The sequence below is a fragment of the Nocardia sp. bgisy134 genome (assembly GCF_965341865.1).
Lineage (GTDB): Bacteria > Actinomycetota > Actinomycetes > Mycobacteriales > Mycobacteriaceae > Nocardia.
The window spans coordinates 196,906-213,948 of the sequence record NZ_CBDQZP010000006.1 but is presented as its reverse complement, the minus strand read 5'-3'; the positions used below and the strand labels follow the sequence as shown (position 1 = coordinate 213,948).

General features: G+C 69.9%; 16 protein-coding genes. 13 read left to right on the top strand and 3 right to left on the bottom strand.

Annotated features, from left to right (window positions below; genetic code table 11):
* The first annotated feature begins 87 nt into the window (after window positions 1–87).
* The 7 genes from ACRWNM_RS13615 (at window position 88) to ACRWNM_RS13585 (ending at window position 7,707) form a co-directional block, all read left to right on the top strand.
* Window positions 88–2,250 carry an acyl-CoA dehydrogenase gene (locus ACRWNM_RS13615; RefSeq protein ID WP_431967218.1) on the top strand — a complete coding sequence of 721 codons (2,163 nt, stop codon included), beginning with the start codon at window positions 88–90 and terminating at the stop codon, window positions 2,248–2,250.
* Window positions 2,251–2,323: 73 nt separating this feature from the next.
* Window positions 2,324–3,388 (top strand): acyl-CoA dehydrogenase family protein, encoded by a 1,065-nt coding sequence (locus ACRWNM_RS13610; RefSeq protein ID WP_431967216.1) that lies wholly within the window; start codon window positions 2,324–2,326, stop codon window positions 3,386–3,388.
* Window positions 3,373–4,542 carry an acyl-CoA dehydrogenase family protein gene (locus ACRWNM_RS13605; protein ID WP_431967214.1) on the top strand — a complete coding sequence of 390 codons (1,170 nt, stop codon included), beginning with the start codon at window positions 3,373–3,375 and terminating at the stop codon, window positions 4,540–4,542. The genes ACRWNM_RS13610 and ACRWNM_RS13605 overlap by 16 nt, the downstream gene beginning before the upstream one ends.
* A 17-nt stretch (window positions 4,543–4,559) precedes the next feature.
* Window positions 4,560–5,498 (top strand): bifunctional MaoC family dehydratase N-terminal/OB-fold nucleic acid binding domain-containing protein, encoded by a 939-nt coding sequence (locus tag ACRWNM_RS13600; RefSeq protein ID WP_431967212.1) that lies wholly within the window; start codon window positions 4,560–4,562, stop codon window positions 5,496–5,498.
* On the top strand, window positions 5,495–5,953 hold the full coding sequence (locus ACRWNM_RS13595) for a MaoC family dehydratase (RefSeq protein WP_431967210.1): 459 nt from the start codon (window positions 5,495–5,497) through the stop codon (window positions 5,951–5,953). The genes ACRWNM_RS13600 and ACRWNM_RS13595 overlap by 4 nt, the downstream gene beginning before the upstream one ends.
* Window positions 5,946–7,121 (top strand): lipid-transfer protein, encoded by a 1,176-nt coding sequence (locus ACRWNM_RS13590; protein ID WP_431967208.1) that lies wholly within the window; start codon window positions 5,946–5,948, stop codon window positions 7,119–7,121. The genes ACRWNM_RS13595 and ACRWNM_RS13590 overlap by 8 nt, the downstream gene beginning before the upstream one ends.
* A gap of 148 nt (window positions 7,122–7,269) precedes the next feature.
* Window positions 7,270–7,707, top strand: coding sequence for an NUDIX hydrolase (locus ACRWNM_RS13585; protein ID WP_431967206.1), 438 nt, complete (start codon window positions 7,270–7,272; stop codon window positions 7,705–7,707).
* Window positions 7,708–7,898: 191 nt separating this feature from the next.
* On the opposite strand, the gene ACRWNM_RS13580 is transcribed toward ACRWNM_RS13585, so the two are convergent.
* Window positions 7,899–8,477: a TetR/AcrR family transcriptional regulator gene (locus ACRWNM_RS13580; protein ID WP_431967204.1), complete on the bottom strand. Its 579-nt coding sequence runs from the start codon at window positions 8,475–8,477 to the stop codon at window positions 7,899–7,901.
* 79 nt (window positions 8,478–8,556) lie between these two features.
* Between ACRWNM_RS13580 and zapE the strand changes: the two genes are divergently transcribed.
* The 6 genes from zapE (at window position 8,557) to ACRWNM_RS13550 (ending at window position 13,811) form a co-directional block, all read left to right on the top strand.
* Complete coding sequence (gene zapE / locus ACRWNM_RS13575) at window positions 8,557–9,504, top strand: cell division protein ZapE (protein ID WP_431967202.1); 948 nt, start codon at window positions 8,557–8,559, stop codon at window positions 9,502–9,504.
* Window positions 9,505–9,631: 127 nt separating this feature from the next.
* Window positions 9,632–10,591, top strand: coding sequence for a DUF4129 domain-containing protein (locus ACRWNM_RS13570; protein WP_431967200.1), 960 nt, complete (start codon window positions 9,632–9,634; stop codon window positions 10,589–10,591).
* Window positions 10,588–11,085 carry a hypothetical protein gene (locus ACRWNM_RS13565; protein WP_431967198.1) on the top strand — a complete coding sequence of 166 codons (498 nt, stop codon included), beginning with the start codon at window positions 10,588–10,590 and terminating at the stop codon, window positions 11,083–11,085. Before ACRWNM_RS13570 ends, ACRWNM_RS13565 begins: the two co-directional genes overlap by 4 nt.
* A 28-nt stretch (window positions 11,086–11,113) precedes the next feature.
* Window positions 11,114–12,076, top strand: coding sequence for an AAA family ATPase (locus ACRWNM_RS13560; RefSeq protein ID WP_431967196.1), 963 nt, complete (start codon window positions 11,114–11,116; stop codon window positions 12,074–12,076).
* Window positions 12,073–13,356 (top strand): DUF58 domain-containing protein, encoded by a 1,284-nt coding sequence (locus ACRWNM_RS13555; protein ID WP_431967194.1) that lies wholly within the window; start codon window positions 12,073–12,075, stop codon window positions 13,354–13,356. Before ACRWNM_RS13560 ends, ACRWNM_RS13555 begins: the two co-directional genes overlap by 4 nt.
* On the top strand, window positions 13,353–13,811 hold the full coding sequence (locus ACRWNM_RS13550) for a hypothetical protein (RefSeq protein ID WP_431967192.1): 459 nt from the start codon (window positions 13,353–13,355) through the stop codon (window positions 13,809–13,811). The genes ACRWNM_RS13555 and ACRWNM_RS13550 overlap by 4 nt, the downstream gene beginning before the upstream one ends.
* A 188-nt stretch (window positions 13,812–13,999) precedes the next feature.
* On the opposite strand, the gene ACRWNM_RS13545 is transcribed toward ACRWNM_RS13550, so the two are convergent.
* Both ACRWNM_RS13545 and kstD read right to left on the bottom strand, forming a co-directional pair.
* Entirely contained in the window at window positions 14,000–14,860 is an 861-nt protein-coding gene (locus ACRWNM_RS13545; RefSeq protein WP_431967190.1) for a MaoC/PaaZ C-terminal domain-containing protein, read from the bottom strand.
* Between the two features lie 398 nt (window positions 14,861–15,258).
* A complete protein-coding gene (gene kstD, locus ACRWNM_RS13540; protein ID WP_431967188.1) occupies window positions 15,259–16,983 on the bottom strand; it encodes a 3-oxosteroid 1-dehydrogenase in 1,725 nt (574 codons plus the stop codon).
* Window positions 16,984–17,043: the final 60 nt, after the last annotated feature.

The window sequence follows — 17,043 nt, the reverse complement described above, 5'->3', positions numbered from 1 at the left end:
CGGATGGCCGTCTCTTGACTTCCGCACGGCAAGGATATTAGAACATGTTCTAGGTGTGGGAGTCACGCCGGAAAGGCGGGTTGGAGTGTGACCATCGCCACCACTGACGAGCATAAAGCCGTTCAGGAGTCGATGCGGGGCTGGGCCGGATCGGTCCGTCCGATTGCAACGATGCGAGCCGAGCCGGTCGGGTTCTGGCGCGCGTACTGGCCCGCGCTGGCCGAACTCGGGATCTTCCGGGTCGCGGTCGCCGAGGACGCGGGTGGCGCCGGTGGGTCGGTCGCCGATCTCGCCGTGCTGCTGGAGCAGGCGGCGCACGATCTGGTGGGCGGGCCGGTGCTCAGCACCGCCCTGGCCAACCTGGTCACCGCGGGCGCCCTCGCCGAGGACCTGCCGTGCGGTATCGCGCTCGACGTCGTTGCCGGTCCGGACATTTCGTCCGTGACGGGTGTCAGCGTACCCGCAGGCGCCGATGAGGTGTTGCTCACCGGTGTCTGGGAATTCGTGCTCGGGGCCGCCACGGGAACCGCCGTGTTGCTTCCCGTCGACAGTCCCGACGGTCCGCGCTGGTGCTTGGTGCCGCCGGACGCCGCGGGGCTGCGGATCGAGGTACTGGCCTCCGCCGATCCGAGCACCCCGCTGGCCAGGGTGCACTGCGCCGAGGTCGCGGTGCCCGCCGAGCGGATGTTCGCCTCGGCGCACCGGGTCGAAGATCTGCTCGTGGCACTCGTCGCCGCGGAGCTCGCCGGTCTGGCGGGCTGGTGCCTCGACACCGCGGTCGAATACGCCAAGGTGCGTGAGCAGTTCGGCCGCAAGATCGGTTCCTTCCAGGCGGTCAAGCACATCTGCGCGTGGATGCTGTGCCGCACCGAGCTGATCCGCTCGGTCGCGCTGGACGCCGCCGCGGCCGTCGACGAGGGCGGCGCCGAACTGCCGATCGCGGCCGCCATCGCCGCGGCCATCGCGCTGGACGCCGCGGTGGAGACCGCCAAGGACTGCATCCAGGTGCTCGGCGGCATCGGCTTCACCTGGGAACACGACGCCCACTTCTACCTGCGCAGGGCCACGGCGCTGCGCCAGTTGCTCGGCGGCTCGGCCCGCTGGCGGGCCAGGGTCACCGAGCTGACGCGGTCGGGCATGCGCCGCACCACCGGCGCCGACCGGGTCTTCGCCGCCGAGGGCGTGGACGGCTCGGCCGCCACCGACCTGGCCGCCGAGGTCGCCGCGATCGCGGCTCTCCCGGTCGGCCAGCGGCGCGACGCCCTGGTGGACGCGGGACTGGCGATGCCGCACTGGCCCGCGCCCTACGGTCGCGGCGCCGATCCGATGACCGGCCTCGTGATCTCCGAGGAGTTGCGCCGCGCCGGCCTCACCGCGCCCGACCTCGCCATCGGCGGCTGGGCCATCCCGACGCTGTTGCAGCACGGCACCCAGGAGCAGATCGATCGCTTCGCCTGGCCGACGCTGCGCGGCGAGGTGGTGTGGTGCCAGCTGTTCAGCGAGCCTGGCGCGGGCTCCGACCTCGCCGCCCTGCGCACCACCGCCAAGCGGGTCGACGGCGGCTGGGTGCTGAACGGCCAGAAGGTCTGGACTTCGTTGGGCGACAAGGCGAACTGGGGCATCTGCCTGGCGCGCACCGACGCCGACGCGCCCAAGCATCGCGGCATCTCCTACTTCCTCGTCGACATGCGCAGCAAGGGGCTCGAGGTCCGGCCGCTGGTGCAGATCACCGGCGAGGCGCGATTCAGCGAGGTGTTCCTCGACGACGTCTTCGTGCCGGACGACTGCCTGGTCGGTGCGCTGAACAACGGGTGGAAGATCGCCCGCTCCACGCTGTCCACCGAACGAGTCGCGATGGGCGGCAACGGGATCGGGCCGGTGCTGGAGGAGCTCATCGCCAAGCTGCCCGCCACCGGGCCCGGCGCGGAGCTGAGGAACGACCGGCTCGGCGGCTTCGTCGCCGAGGCCATCGCCGGGCTGCTGCTCGAGCAGCGGGCCGCCGTCGCGATGCTGGCGGGCGCCGACCCCGGCGCGCAGAGCAGTGTGCGCAAGCTGGTGGGTGTGCGGCACCGCCAGGCGGTGGCGGAGTTCGCCGTCGAGGCGGCGGGACCGAACGGTGCGCAGGATTCGGACGAGGTGACCGAATTCCTGCTCACCCGTTGTCTTTCCATCGCGGGAGGCACCGAGCAGATCCTGCTCACCGTGGCCGGTGAGCGGATTCTCGGGCTGCCTCGCGATGCGGACAGTTAGTCGACGAGCCCACCCGTCGCCCGACCACCCCCCAAGGAATCACCGGGCGATACCGAGTTAACTGGAGAACATCGTGGACTTCACCAGGGACGAGGGCCAGGACGCCGTCGCCGAAGTGGTAGTGAGTTTGCTGGAGCGCGAATCCGCACGCGATATCGAGCTGTGGCCGAGCCTCGTCGACTCGGGCCTGCTCGGGGTCGCGCTGCCGGAGCGCTTCGGCGGCGACGGTATGGGCCTGCCGGAGATCTCCGTGCTGCTCACCGAGCTGGCCACCGACGCGGTGGCGGTGCCCGCCCTGCCGACGCTCGGTTTCGGGCTGCTCGCGCTGCTGCCCGTGCTGCCCGACGCGGTGGCCGAACGGATCTATCCGGAGGTCGCGAAGGGCGCGGTGCTCACCGCGGCGCTCAGCGAACCCGGCGCGCCGTTCGCCGCGACACCGAAGACGACCGCGGTCGCCGAAGGGTCCGTCGTGCGGGTCAGCGGGCGCAAGGTCGCGGTGCCCTATGCCGAGCAGGCGCGCTGGCTGCTGATCCCCACCGATTCCGGCATCGCGCTCGTCGACCGCGATGCCGCCGGACTGACCGTGACGCCCTCACCGTCCTCGGGCGGCCTGCCCGAGGGCAGTGTCCTGCTGGACAACGTGGAGATCCCGGCCGAGCAGTTGCTCCCCGGCGGCCTCCCGCGATTGCACCGGCTGGCCGTCGCGAGCATCGGCTCGGTCGCCGACGGCCTGCTGAAGGGCGCACTGGTGCTCACCGCCGAACACCTGCGGGTGCGCCGCCAGTTCGACCGGCCGCTGGCCGAATTCCAGGCGGTGGCCCAGCAGATCGCCGACCTGTACGTGGTCTCCCGCACCCTGCACGCCGCGGCCGTCTCGGCGAACTGGGCGCTTTCGCAGCCCGACACCGGTTCCGCGCACCTGGAGCGCGTCGACGACGACCTCGACGTGCTCGCCTATACCGTGGCCTCCGAGCTGCCCGCCGCCATGCAGAAGTGTCATCACCTGCACGGAGGTCTCGGCGTCGACGTGACCCATCCGATGCACCGCTACTACTCCCAGGCCAAGGACATCGCCCGCTGGCTCGGCGGCGCGTCGTTCCGTCTGGATCGCTTAGGAGCAAGATGTTCATCGATCTGACCGCCGAGCAGCGCGCGCTGCGCGACGAACTCCGCACCTACTTCGCCGATCTCGTCACTCCCGAAGAGGAGGCCGAGATGGCGGTGAACCGGCACGGCGACGCCTACCGCGCCGTCGTGCGGCGCATGGGCCGCGACGGTTGGCTCGGGGTCGGCTGGCCGAAGGAATACGGCGGGCAGGGTTTCGGGCCCGTCGAACAGCAGATCTTCTTCAACGAGGCGGTACGGGCCGACGTCCCGCTGCCGCTGGTGACGCTGCTGACCGTCGGACCGACCTTGCAGACCTACGGCACCGACGCGCAGAAGCAGAAGTTCCTGCCCGGAATCCTTTCCGGCGATATCCATTTCGCGATCGGCTACTCCGAGCCGGAGGCGGGCACCGACCTGGCCTCGCTGCGCACCAGCGCCGTCCGCGATGCCTCGGGCGACTGGATCGTCAACGGGCAGAAGATCTTCACCACCGGCGCGCACGAAGCCGACTACGTCTGGCTGGCCTGCCGCACCGGCACGGCGGACTCGCGCCACCGCGGCATCACGATCCTGATCGTGGACACCGAGGATCCCGGCTACTCCTGGACGCCGATCATCACCTGCGACGGCGCCCACCACACCAACGCCACCTATTTCGACAACGTCCGCGTCCCGGCCGACATGCTGGTCGGCGAGGAGAACCGGGGCTGGCGGCTGATCACCACCCAGCTCAATCACGAGCGGGTGAGCCTCGGCCCGTCCGGCAAGATCGAACAGCTCTACGACCGGGTGCGCGACTGGGCGCGACCGCGCGGGCTGCTCGTCGAATCCGACGTGCAGCGGTCGCTGGGCCGTATGCACGCCATGGTCCGGCTGAACGAACTGCTGAACTGGCAGGTCGCGGCCGCCGACAAGAGCCCGGACGGCGACCAGTCGCAGGTCATCGCCGACGCTTCGGCCACCAAGGTGTTCTCCACCGAGTCACTCCAGGAAGCGGGCCGCCTGGCCGAGGAGATCGTCGGCCGCCACGGCGATCCGGCCGAGCCCGCCACCGCCGAACTGCTCACCTGGCTGGACCGGCGCACCAAACAGAACCTCGTGGTGACCTTCGGCGGCGGCGTCAACGAGATCATGCGCGAGCTCGTCGCCACCGCCGGACTGAACCTGCCGCGAGTACCCCGATAGGAAGAAGGAGCCGCGTCGTGCCGGACACGTCAACGCCGGAAGCGATCGTCGCCGCCGCCGAGAAGATCATCGCGGCGGGCGAGTGCGCGCCGCGCCTCGCGCGCGACCCGGTGAATCAGCCGATGATCAACAACTGGGTCGAGGCCATCGGCGACACCAACCCCATCTACGTCGACGAGGCCGTCGCTCGCGCCGCGGGCCACCCTGGCATCGTCGCGCCGCCCGCGATGGCGCAAGTGTGGACCATGTTCGGGCTCAACGGTGTTCGCCCGGAGGACGATCCGATGGGCGCCACCACCGAACTGCTCGACGAGGCGGGCTTCACCTCGGTGGTCGGCACCAATTGCGAGCAGATCTACCACCGCTACCTGGTGCCCGGCGAACAGGTGACCGTCACCAGTCGGCTGGAGACCATCACGGGACCCAAGCGCACCGGGCTCGGCGACGGCTGGTTCGTCACCTTCCGCACTTCGTGGCGGGTGGGCGACGAGCTCGTCACCGAAATGCTGTTCCGGATCCTGAAATTCGCGCCGGGCACGGCTGCCGCTCCGGCGCAGCCCGCGGGCGAGCGGGTCAAGCCGCTGGTCTCGCACGACACCGAATTCTTCTGGGAAGGAACGAAGCTCGGCGAACTGCGGATCCAGAAGCTGCCGGACGGCACGCTGAGGCATCCGCCGGTCCCCGCGCTGTGGCAGGACAAGTCCGAGCCGACCGAGTACGTGGTCGCCTCGGGGCGCGGCACGGTGTTCAGCTACGTCGTGCATCACGCGCCGAAAGTGCCGGGGCGGCAGCTGCCGTTCGTGGTCGCGCTGGTCGAATTGGAGGAGGGCGTGCGCATGCTCGGTGAACTGCGTGGCATCGATCCGGCCGAGGTCGAGGTCGGCCTGCCGGTGCGGGTGGAGTTCGAGAAGCTCGACGACGAGGCCGTCCTGCCGTATTGGACGGTGAACAAATGACGACAGCATCGCGAAGCGATTCGGTGAGGGGTGGTGGTCGGGTGACGGGTGAGCCCACCGCCGCGCAGGTCGGCGCGACGCTGCCGGAACTGGTCGTGCACGCCGACCCGACCTTCGTGATCAGCACGGCCATCGCCACCCGCGATTTCCAGGACGTGCACCACGACAGGGACAAGGCCGTCGCGCGCGGATCCAAGGACATCTTCGTCAACATCCTCACCGACACCGGCCTGGTGCAGCGCTTCGTCACCGACTGGGCGGGCCCGCGCGCCATCGTGAAGTCGATCGCGCTGCGCCTCGGGGTGCCGCTGTACGCGGGCGACACGTTGACCCTCACCGGCACGGTGAGCGCGGTCGTTGGCGAGGACGTCCACATCGACGTCGTCGGGCGAGACAGCCTCGGCGACCACATCACGGCGAAAGTCGTCATCGCTCTGCGGGGTACGAATGACTGAGGCTCTGTCGGGACGCGCCGCCATCGTCGGCATCGGCGCCACCGATTTCTCCAAGGACTCCGGTCGCAGCGAGTTGCGGCTGGCGGCCGAGGCGGTCACGGCCGCCCTCGCGGACGCGGGCCTGACGCCCGCCGACGTGGACGGGCTGACCACCTTCACCATGGACACCAACACACAGGCGGCGGTCGCGAGGGCGACGGGCATTCCGCAGCTGAAGTTCTTCAGCCACATCGGTTACGGCGGTGGCGCGGCCTGCGCGACCGTGCAGCAGGCCGCCATGGCGGTGGCCACCGGCGTCGCCGAGGTGGTGGTCGCCTACCGCGCCTTCAACGAGCGCTCGGTGTCGCGGTTCGGCCAGTTCTCCACGGCGCTGGCCACCGCGCCGACCTCGTCGGGCATCGACGCGGGCTGGTCCTATCCCCAGGGGCTCGGCACGCCCGCCGCCCAGGTCGCCATGGTGGCGCGCCGCTACATGCACGTCTACGGCGCGACCAGCGAGGATTTCGGCCGGGTCGCCGTCGCCGACCGCAAGCACGCCGCGGTGAACCCGGACGCCTTCTTCTACGGCAAGCCGATCACCTTGGAAGACCACCAGAATTCGCGCTGGATCGCCGAACCGCTGCACCTGCTCGACTGCTGCCAGGAGTCCGACGGTGGCGTGGCCATCGTGGTGACGAGCGTGGAGCGGGCCCGCGACCTGCCGCAGCGGCCCGCGGTGATCGCCGGAGCCGCGCAGGGTTCCGGCGCGGACCAGTACGTGATGACCAGCTACTACCGCGACGCCATGTCCGGCCTGCCGGAGATGGGCCTCGTCGGCGAACAGCTTTGGGCGCAAAGCGGATTGGGCCCGCAGGACATGCAGGCCGCGATCCTCTACGACCACTTCACCCCGTTCGTGCTCATGCAGCTCGAGGAACTCGGGTTCTGTGGTCGGGGCGAGGCCAAGGAGTTCGTCAAGGACGGCGCGATCGAGCTCGGCGGCAGGCTGCCGCTCAACACGCACGGCGGCCAGCTGGGCGAGGCGTACATCCACGGCATGAACGGCATCGCCGAGGCGGTGCGCCAGATTCGCGGCACGTCGGTCAACCAGGTCGACGCGCTGCGCAACATCGTGGTCACCGCGGGCACCGGCGTGCCGACCTCCGGTCTGGTGCTCAGCGCCAACTGATTCGGATCGCCTCCGTCGTTCCGCCGAACGCCGGGGTCCGGCCCCGCCACGGCGTCGGCTGTCCCACCGGTGCCCGGCGTTCGCCGGAACGACGGAGGGTCCAACCCGTAGGTTGGAGCGGCACACTCGCCGCCACGGGAGGAGTCTCATGACCGACCGGCACATCGTCGACGTCCACATCCTGCTCGTCCGCGCGGGCGAAGTGCTGTTGAGCAAGCGGCGCAGCGCGGACGAGTTCGACGGGCGCTGGCACCTGCCCGCGGGCAAGCTCGAGACGGGGGAGTCGGCCACCGAGGCCACGGCCCGCGAGGCGATGGAGGAGATCGGCGTTGTCGTCGATCCCACGGATCTGCGCCACATCCACACCGCGCACGTCGTCTCCCCGGGCCGAGAAGCCCGCATCGGCCTCTTCTTCGAAGCCGTGACCTGGTCCGGCGAGCCGATCAATCGCGAGCCGGACAAGAGCTACGAGCTCGCCTGGTTCCCCCTGACCGCGTTGCCCCATAACCTCATCGAGTACCCCGCCGCAGGCATCCGCGCCTACTTCACCGGCGCCACCTACTCCCAACGCGGCTGGTCCGTCTAGCTCCCACACACCCACCACCCGCCCCGCATAGGCGGTGCCTATGTGAAGAGTGCGAAAGATGTGTGGCCAGTCGCAGCGGAGCCTGACGAAGCGTCGCTGTGGCCCATATACATCGACGTCACAGACCTTCTGCACGCTTCGCGCAGGTTGTGCGGTCTGCGAGGCGTGCGGAGGGTCTGCGAGGTGGCAGGTCAGCGGTGGAGGTAGGTGGATAGGAGAGTGGTCAGCTGGCTGACGCTGGCGGGTGTGCCGGGCGGGAGGCTGCTGCGGTTGCCCCCGAAGCGGTCGAAGACCGCGCCCTCCAGGACAGCGATGAAGTCGGCGGCGGCGGTGTCCGGGTCGGGGAAGTCGTTGGCGCGGAACAGTTCCCGCGCGCCTTCCAGTGAGAAGAGGCTGTTGCTCAGCCGAGTGTGCAGTTCTGGATCGCCGATCAGGTCGACGATCAGGGCGTGCCGGGCGATCAGATGGTCGCGGCGTTCGAGGAGGAGCCGGTCCAGCCAGACCGCGATGCCGTGGGCGACGGACGGCAGGTCGGCCGTCTCGGGTGCGGCGAATTCCGCCCCGACGAAATCGCTGCGGGAACGGGCGGAGATCCGGTCGGCGATCGCCTCGATCAGCGCGCGTTTGGTGCGGAAGTAATACGAGGACGATCCGGGCGGCAGCTCCAGTGCCGTGTCCAGCGCGCGATGCGTCAGCGCGCGAATCCCGCGGCGGGCGATCAGTTCGATGGCCGCGTCGACGATCAGGATGCGCCGGTCGGTTGTGGACATCGTCACCTTCCCTGGTCGAGTCCCGCTCCGTGCTCTACAACTGTAGAGGACTCTACATCTGTAGAGATGGGAGGCTCGGATGACGATCGAACTCGACGCGGATCAGCGCGCGGCCGCCGACCGGCTGGCTCGCCTGGTGGACGGGCGCGGTCGTCCGGTCAAGGGCGCGCGCGGGGTCTACCTGTACGGACGACCCGGCCGCGGCAAGACCATGCTGATGGACCGCTTCCTCGCCACCGTCGCTCCCGACCGTGTGAAGCGCTACCATTTCCACCGGTTCTTCGCCGAATTACACACCGCCGCACACGAATCCGGATCCATCGACACCGCGATCGAGCGCCTGCTCGGCGCCGCCCGCCTGGTGTGCTTCGACGAGTTCCACGTGCACGACATCGGTGACGCGATGCTCATCGCCCGCATGCTGGACGCGCTGTTCGCCCGCCGTATCGCGCTCGTGCTCACCTCGAACTACCCGCCCGAGCAGCTGCTGCCGAATCCGCTGTTCCACGATCGGTTCCTGCCGACCATCGCGCGCATCGTCGAGCGCTTGGACGTGATCTCGGTGGACGGACCCACCGACTACCGCACGCTGCATCTGCGCGACGCTGCGAGCGGTTTCAGGGCGGGCCGCTACCTGATCGGGTGCGCGCCCACCGAGGGCGTGGTCGAGGTCCCGATCGGCGACCGCACGCTGCGGGCACGCGCGGTGGACGGCGACGCGATCACCGTCGATTTCACCGCGCTCTGCGGCGCCGCCACCTCGGCCGCCGACTACGTGCTGCTGGCTCAGCGTTTCCGGCGCTGGACGATCGAGGACGTGCCCCGGTTGCGGGAGGTGCCGCCGGACTGGGCGATGCGCCTGGCGAACCTCGTCGACGTGCTCTACGACGCCGATCTGGAACTGACGCTGTGCGCCGCCGCGCCGCTGCCGGAGCTGGTCGACGGCGTGGTCGGCGTTCCGGATATTTCGCGCACCGCCAGCCGTCTCTGTGAGATCTCACAACCGGTGACCGCCGCCGCTTGGTAGTGGGCCGACCTGCGGCGACTCGCCGGTAACCCAGTTAAAACGGAGGCGATCCGAAGTATTCGATTCCCTCCCGAGCGGACCGCTCGGCATGTAACTATGTGGCTGTTTCGAGCAGTACTCAGGTTTGGTGGTAACGCTGGTGGTCCGGGCGCGAGCGGCGATATCGCGCGTGATCGTGCTGATCACGCTGCTGGCCGTTGCCGCGATCACGCTGCGTGGGCACATCCCCGGCGCGGTCGAGACCGCCGATCGTGGCTCGGGGCCCAACGCGCTCGCCGTGGCCCTGATGCCGGTGCTGCTCACGGTTTCCGTGGTGATCCTGCTGGCGGGTGTGATCGCCAGCCAGCACCGGCTGCCGCTCGCCATGCCCGAACCGGATCGCGAGCGCGAGCGTCGGCAGTGGAAGCTCGGTCGCGTCGGCCTGCTGGTGCTCGCGGCGCTGGCCGGTCTCTCGTTGGTGCTCGCCGCGGCTTCCGCCGTGTTCTTCGTCGGCGCGGGCAGGCAAGTTCAGCCCGCTGAGCCCTCGCCCGCCACTGGGGAGGGCGCGCCGCCCGAACACCTTCCGACCACACCGCCGCCCCAGCCAGGCGGAGCGGAAAGCCTGACCGGCACCAGCCTGGTGCTGACGATCGTCGCCGCTGGTGTGTTGCTCGGCGTGGCGCTGGTCGGCCTCGTGGTGGTCGCGGCGACGGCCCGTCGCAAGCCCGTCCCCGCGCCGCCGCCGGAGGCTCCCACCCCGGCGACCGTGGTCGACTCGCTGGCCAGGGCCGCCGAAATGGGTCTGGCCGCGATGAACGCGCCGGGCCAGGACCCGCGCACCGCCATCATCGCCTGCTACGTCGCGATGGAGCGCGGCCTCACCGTCGACCGGGCCGCCGCCCCGTTGGCTTCCGACACCCCGATGGAAGTGCTGGCGCGCGCGTTCGAGCGCGGCGCGCTGCACGACGCCTCCGCGCGCGAGCTGGTCTCGCTGTTCGAGGAGGCCAGATTCAGCCCGCACTCGATGCTGGAGTGGCAGCGCATGCGCGCCGAACAACTGCTGCGCATCGTGCTCGCCGATCTGCAAGGGGAGGTGATGGCCGAATGAACAGGGCGGGGATCGCCGCGGCCGCGATACTCGCGGTGGTGGTGCTCGAACTGATCGCGTTCGGCAAAGCGCGCGGCGCCATGCTGCTGCTCGCCGCCGTCCCGGTCGCCCTCGCGCTCTTCCAGCTGATCTGGACGTTGCGCGAGCGCGAGAACGCGGAGCGCGACGACCATGCCGACGACATCGAGAACGGCCCGCTGGAGATGCTGAACCGCTGGCAGGCGCGGGCGCAGATGCTGGCCGACCGGGCCGACGGCAGCCGCGCCGACTGGGATCGGCACCTGCGTCCACTACTTGCCAAAGAATTCGAGTTGTCCACGGGCATGCGGGTAGCCAAGAACCGCAGGGCGACCGAAACGGCCGGGATTCTGCAGTTCGGACCGGAACTGTGGCGCTGGGTGGATCCGGCGAACTCGGCACTGCGCGATCAGACGACGCGCGCACCGGGTCGGGCGGCGCTGGACGAGATCCTGCGCCGTCTGCAGAGAATGTGAAATGGGTTGAGCAAGTGCGAGTAGACAAATGACGATGCCACTGGACGTGACCGTCCAGCGCACCGATGCGGTGCTGCGGGAGCTGTCCCGCGTCATCGTGGGCAAACGCGACGAAATGCAGCTGATCATGATCGCTGTGCTGTCCGGTGGGCACGTCCTCATCGAGGACCTGCCCGGACTCGGCAAGACACTGATCGCGAGGTCCTTCGCCGCCGCGCTCGGCCTCGACTTCACCCGGGTGCAGTTCACTCCCGACCTGCTGCCCGCCGACCTGCTCGGCTCGACCATCTACGACATGAACTCGGGGCGGTTCAACTTCCGTCGCGGTCCGGTGTTCACCAACGTGCTGCTGGCCGACGAGGTGAACCGCACCCCGCCGAAGACCCAGGCCGCGCTGCTGGAGGCGATGGCGGAGGGACAGGTCAGCATCGACGGCGAGACCTTCCCGCTGCCGCAGCCGTTCATCGTGCTCGCCACCGACAACCCCATCGAATACGAGGGCACCTACCCGCTGCCCGAGGCGCAGCTGGACCGTTTCGCCATCCAGCTGCGGCTCGGATATCTCTCCGAGCACGACGAGACCCAGATGATCCGCAGGCGCCTGGAACGCGGCGCGACGCCGCCGCAGGTCGGGCAGGTGGTGGACGCCAATGGGCTGCTGGAGATGCGGCAGTCGGTCGAATACGTCACGGTGCACCCCGACGTGGTCGGCTACGTCGTCGCCCTGGCCGGCGCGACCCGCGGGCATCCGCAGGTCGAGGTGGGCGCGAGTCCCCGCGCCGAACTGGATCTGGTGCAGATGTCGCGGGCCCGCGCGCTGCTGCTCGGCCGGGACTACGTCATCCCGGAAGACGTCAAGGCGCTCGCGATTCCGGCCATGGCGCACCGGATCACACTGCGCCCCGAGATGTGGGTGCGCCGGATCCGCGGCGAGGACGTGATCGCCGAACTGCTGCGCCGCCTGCCGGTCCCGCGCGCCACCCAGACATGACCCGCTCCAGGCACCGCGACGCGAGCGCCACCGTCGAGGCCGAATTGCGGTGGCGTCCCGCGCCTCTGGTGTACATGCTGGCGGGCTGCGCCGCGGTGGCGCTGGTGGTCGCAGTGATCGCCGCGCGCTGGCAGCTGGTGGTCTTCGCCGCGCCGCTGCTCGGCGTGCTCGCGACCGCGTCGTGGCAGCAGTCGCGGACCAGGATTCAGGTCGACGGCGGCGGCACCCTGCGCTGCTTCGAGACCGAGGAGGTGGTGCTCACCGTCGCCGCCTTCGTGGAGTCGGGGCACGCGCTGCTGCGCCTGAAACCGCAGGCGGCACCAGAGCTCGGGGTCGAGATCGAAGAGGCGAGCGACTCCGGGGCGGCGCCCGCCAGGCTGCGGCTGGCGCTGGAGGCCCGGCGCTGGGGCCGCTACCCGGTGTCGGTGCGGGTGTCCGCGCTCAGCCCGGCGGGACTTGCCATCGCCACCGCGACGCTGCCCGCGGGACAGTTGTTCGTCTACCCGGTGACCGATCCACAGCGAATGCGTTTGCCGCGCACCGAACTTCCCGAACGGCTCGGCACCCACCTGACCCGTCGCCACGGGCCCGGCGTGGAGTACGCCGACATCCGCGCCTACGCGCCGGGCGATCAGCTGCGGATCGTGAACTGGCCGGTGAGCGCCCGGCGCGGTCGGCTCTATGTCACCGAGCGGCTGACCAACCGGTCCGCCGACGTCGTCGTGCTGGTCGACACCTCGCAGCAGGCGCCCGGCCCGGCGACCGATTCGCTCGAGCTGTCGGTGCGCGGCGCGGCCCAGGTCGTGCAGTCCACTCTGCAGGCGGGCGACCGGACCGCCGTGGTCTGCCTCGGCCAGCGTCCGCGCTGGCTGCGCCCCGACATCGGGCGGCGTCAGTTCTACCGCATCGTCGACACCGTGCTCGACGTGGGCGACGAGCACATCCCCACCACCGGCACCCTGGCCCCGCACGCCGCGGTGCCGGTCGGCGCGATCGTGGTGGCGTTCACCACGCTGCTCGACACGCAGTTCGCGCTGGCGCTGATCGATCTGCGCAAGCGCGGGCACGTCGTGGTGGTGGTGGACGTGTTGCGCGGCACGCCGTTTCGCGAGGGCCTCGACCCGACGCTGGCCCGCATGTGGCAGCTGGAACGCGCCTCCATGTACCGCGACATGGGCACGGTCGGCGTCGACATCGTGCCGTGGGCGCAGGACGCCAGGCTCGACGAGATCATGCGCCTGCTGCCCGAACACCGTCGCACCGTGCGGGTGCGCCGATGACCAGATTCCTCGCCGTCCTCGCCGGCGTCCTGCTCGTCGCCTCGGTGATCCTGATGGCGCCGCTCGCGGGCATTCCCGCGCTGATCCTGGTGGTCGCGGGCTGGTGGTTCAGACCCGCCGCGGTCGCCGCCGTCCTCGTCGCGATCGGCGCGCTCGCCTGGGCCGACACCGGCGTACTCGCCGCCGCCGCAACGGGTCTGGTCGCCACCACCTACCTGCTGAACGCGGCCACCGTGACCGCACCGATCGGCGTCGTCCCGACCACCCTGCCCTCGGTCGTCGGCGCCGTCGGCTTCGCAGCCTGCGCGGTGGGCGCGGCCCTGCTCCCGCTGCGTCTGGCCTGGGCCCCGGCGATCGCGCCGGTCGTCGTAATCATGTTGTACGCCTTGGTGATCCAAGGACTCGGGCCCCGCCGCAACAGGGTCGAGGAAATAGTCGGACCGCCGGCTGGCTGAGTCGTCGGTATCCGCTGCGTTCGCGGTAGTCGGGCCGTCGGCTGGGTCGGTCACAGGCATCGACCGGCCCTTGCCCCGGCCGCCGTCGTGCGTACCCACGCGACGGCGGCCGAAGTGGCTCGCCCGGCGGCACCGAACGCGATCGCAAGGTTTGCGACGGCGGGCGTCCGAACGAGCCGCGCGGGCGTCTACCTGAACTTCAGGCTGACGTCCGCGAGCACCGGGGCGTCCTCGCGCTCGACCACCGTCGCGGCGATGACGAGCTCACCGTCGGTGCGCCAGATGCGGGTCCGGATGGTCTCGCCCGGGTAGAGCACACCGGCGAAGCGCGCGCGGAAACCGGTGACGCGGGTCGCGTCGGAATCCAGGGCGGTGTCGGTGGCGGTCTTGCAGACGATTCCGTACGTGCACAGGCCGTGCAGGATCGGATTGGGGAAACCGGCGGCGCGAGCGAACTCGGGATCGGAGTGCAGCGGATTGCGGTCGCCGAGCATCCGGTACAGCAGCGCCTGCTGCGGCAGCGTGCGCGTGGTGACGTCGAAATCCGGGGCGCGATCGGGCAGTTCCGACTTGGTGCTCGGCCCGCGTTCGCCGCCGAAACCGCCCTCGCCCTTGGCGAAGATGGAGGAGCGGGTAGTCCACAGCGGCGCGCCGTCGGAGCCGGTGATGGTGTGCTCCTGCACGACCACCGCGGCCGAGCCCTTGTCCCAGATCTCGCTGATCCGCCCGGTGCTCGTCGCCTTGCCCGCGGCGGGGATCGGCCGGTGCACCTCCACCTCCTGGTGTCCGTGCACCACCTTCGCCAGGTCGATGTCGATGCCGGGGAAGCTCACCTTGGGCGGCTCGGTCTCGTGCAAGGTCTGCGCCACGGTCGCGAACGTCGGCAGCACCTGCGGCTCCCGGTCGTCCAGGTAGCGCAGCTCGTCCGCCTCCGTCCACCGCGCACCCGCGCCGAGCCCGAGCTGATAGAGCTGCACATCCGACGGCGTCCACGCGAACTCCCGGCTCGGCAGCTCCGCGCCGAGTGCGATCTTCGGGTCGATGGGCATCAGTTCTCCTTGTGCATGGTTGTGGACGGATTCGGCCGCCCGGCCCACGAATCGATCCTGCGGCCAGGCGCGCCTCTCTAGCAATGCCATACCCACTCGCCGGGACAGCGGCCCCTCGAACGGAACCGAACCACGCCCGGCCACCGCGCAGCGCGACAGCGGCCCGCCGCCTGTAACCGAGCGACCCCGGCTACCACGGAGCCGGCCCCGATCAGTTCCTCGCAGACCCTCCGCACGCTTCGCAGGGCGTACAACCTGTGCGAAGCGTGCGAAACGTCTGCGAGGACACGACATGGTTTCGCCCCAGGCGAGAGGGTGGCTGCCACAGACGGCGCACACGGTTCGCAGAGGCGCTGCCTGTGTGAACCGTGTGAGACCCGTGTGGCAAAGGCATTGCCCTACGCCTCGGAGGTCGCCGCGGCGGGCTGGTCCTGTTTGCGCTCGGCGATGTCGAGGACGGCGAGGTAGCCGAAGGCGATGGCGGGGCCGATGGTCGCGCCGGGCCCGGCGTAGGTGTGGCCCATGACCGGTGTCGAGCAGTTGCCCGAGGCGTAGAGGCCCTCGACGGTGCTGCCGTCTTCGCGGAGCACCCGGCCGGCGGAGTCGGCGACCAGACCGCCCTTGGTGCCGAGGTCGCCGGGCACCATCTTGGCCGCGTAGAACGGCCCTTGGACCAGGCCGGCGAGGCAGGGGTTCGGCTTCACGGTGGGGTCGCCGTAGTACCGGTCGTAGTGGCTGTTGCCGCGACCGAAGTCCTCGTCGGTGCCCGTCTCGGCGAAGGTGTTGAACCGCGCGACGGTGGCGCTCAGATTCTCGGCGGGCACGCCGATCGCGGCGGCCAGCTCCTCGAGACTGTCGGCCTTGACGATGTTGTCGTTTTCCATCCAGCGGGACGGAAAGCGCAGACCAGGCTGTAGTCCGGCGAAGATGTAGCGGTTCCGGTAGCGCTGGTCGAACACCAGCCACGCGGGGATGTTCTCCCCGGGACCTTCACCCTGCCCGTATTCGCCGCCGTACATGGTGTGCCCAGCCTCGACGTAAGGAGCGGACTCATTACCGAATCGCTTGCCGTCGTGGTTGACGATGACGCAGCCGGGCAGATTGCGCTCGGCCAGGGCGAACCACGGCCTGCCGCCCTTGAAAACGGTCGGCCCCCACCAGGCGTCCTCCATGAAGTCGATCGCGCCGCCCGCCTCGATGCCCGCCAGGATGCCGTCGCCGGTGTTCGCCGTCGCACCGGTCGTCCACTCGGTGGTGATGGGCTGGCGCTGGTACTTCGCCCGCATCTCCGCGTTGTGCTCGAAGCCGCCGCTGCCGAGCACGACGCCGTGGCGCGCGGTGAACACGACCGGCTTGCCGTCCCGCATCGCCTCGACGCCGGTGACCACGCCGTCCTCCACGATGAGCTTGGTCATCGGAGTGTTCAGCAGCACCGGCACGTTCGCGTCGAGCAGCCCCTTGCGCATGGCGGCGATGATGGCCTGGCCCATGCCGACGATGTGCTTGCCGGTGAACTTGGCCCAGTACGTGCGCGCGCCGACGCGCATCGCCCGCATCATGCCCTTCGGGTGGCGGCGAATGAGGTTGAGGCGAACGAAATCCGCCTGCATGACCACCACGTTCAGCGGCGCCTTGGCGTAGGGCGGTTCCAGGTTTTCCCGCTCCGCGCCGAGGACCTTCAGGTTGAACGGCTTGGGCTCGCAGGAGCGTCCTTCGCCGAGACCGCCGGGCGCCTCCGGGTAGTAGTCCGAATACCCGGGCACCCACTTCATCTTCAGCGGGGTGTGGTCGAGCACGAAGTCGAAGGCCTCGGCGCCGCGGTCGATGTAGGTGTCGATCCGATCCTTGGGCACGACATCGCCGACGATGCTGTGCAGGTAGGTGCGTGCGTCCTCGCGATCGTCGGGGCGACCCGACGCGCGCAGCGCCTTGTTGCCAGGGATCCACACGCCGCCACCGGAGCGCGCGGTCGACCCGCCGTAGTGCGCGGCCTTTTCGATGATGACCGCGCTGAGGCCGTGGTGAGCGGCGGTGAGGGCGGCGGTCATACCCGCGGCGCCGCTGCCGACGACCACCACGTCGTAGCTGTGTGGCTCGAGAACCGGATCTGTCATGTAGAACACGTTATAGAATGGACGCGCCATTGGTCTATGTTGTGTGGCAGAAGACTTGCTCGGCGTTCC

What these genes read in the sequence shown, in the direction of transcription:
- ACRWNM_RS13605 (WP_431967214.1), top strand. Translation starts at nt 3,373, where the DNA reads ATGTTCATCGATCTGACCGCCGAGCAGCGCGCGCTGCGCGACGAACTC.
- ACRWNM_RS13595 (WP_431967210.1), top strand. Translation starts at nt 5,495, where the DNA reads ATGACGACAGCATCGCGAAGCGATTCGGTGAGGGGTGGTGGTCGGGTG.
- ACRWNM_RS13590 (WP_431967208.1), top strand. Translation starts at nt 5,946, where the DNA reads ATGACTGAGGCTCTGTCGGGACGCGCCGCCATCGTCGGCATCGGCGCC.
- ACRWNM_RS13585 (WP_431967206.1), top strand. Translation starts at nt 7,270, where the DNA reads ATGACCGACCGGCACATCGTCGACGTCCACATCCTGCTCGTCCGCGCG.
- ACRWNM_RS13580 (WP_431967204.1), bottom strand. Translation starts at nt 8,477, where the DNA reads ATGTCCACAACCGACCGGCGCATCCTGATCGTCGACGCGGCCATCGAA.
- zapE (WP_431967202.1), top strand. Translation starts at nt 8,557, where the DNA reads ATGACGATCGAACTCGACGCGGATCAGCGCGCGGCCGCCGACCGGCTG.
- ACRWNM_RS13565 (WP_431967198.1), top strand. Translation starts at nt 10,588, where the DNA reads ATGAACAGGGCGGGGATCGCCGCGGCCGCGATACTCGCGGTGGTGGTG.
- ACRWNM_RS13560 (WP_431967196.1), top strand. Translation starts at nt 11,114, where the DNA reads ATGACGATGCCACTGGACGTGACCGTCCAGCGCACCGATGCGGTGCTG.
- ACRWNM_RS13555 (WP_431967194.1), top strand. Translation starts at nt 12,073, where the DNA reads ATGACCCGCTCCAGGCACCGCGACGCGAGCGCCACCGTCGAGGCCGAA.
- ACRWNM_RS13550 (WP_431967192.1), top strand. Translation starts at nt 13,353, where the DNA reads ATGACCAGATTCCTCGCCGTCCTCGCCGGCGTCCTGCTCGTCGCCTCG.
- ACRWNM_RS13545 (WP_431967190.1), bottom strand. Translation starts at nt 14,860, where the DNA reads ATGCCCATCGACCCGAAGATCGCACTCGGCGCGGAGCTGCCGAGCCGG.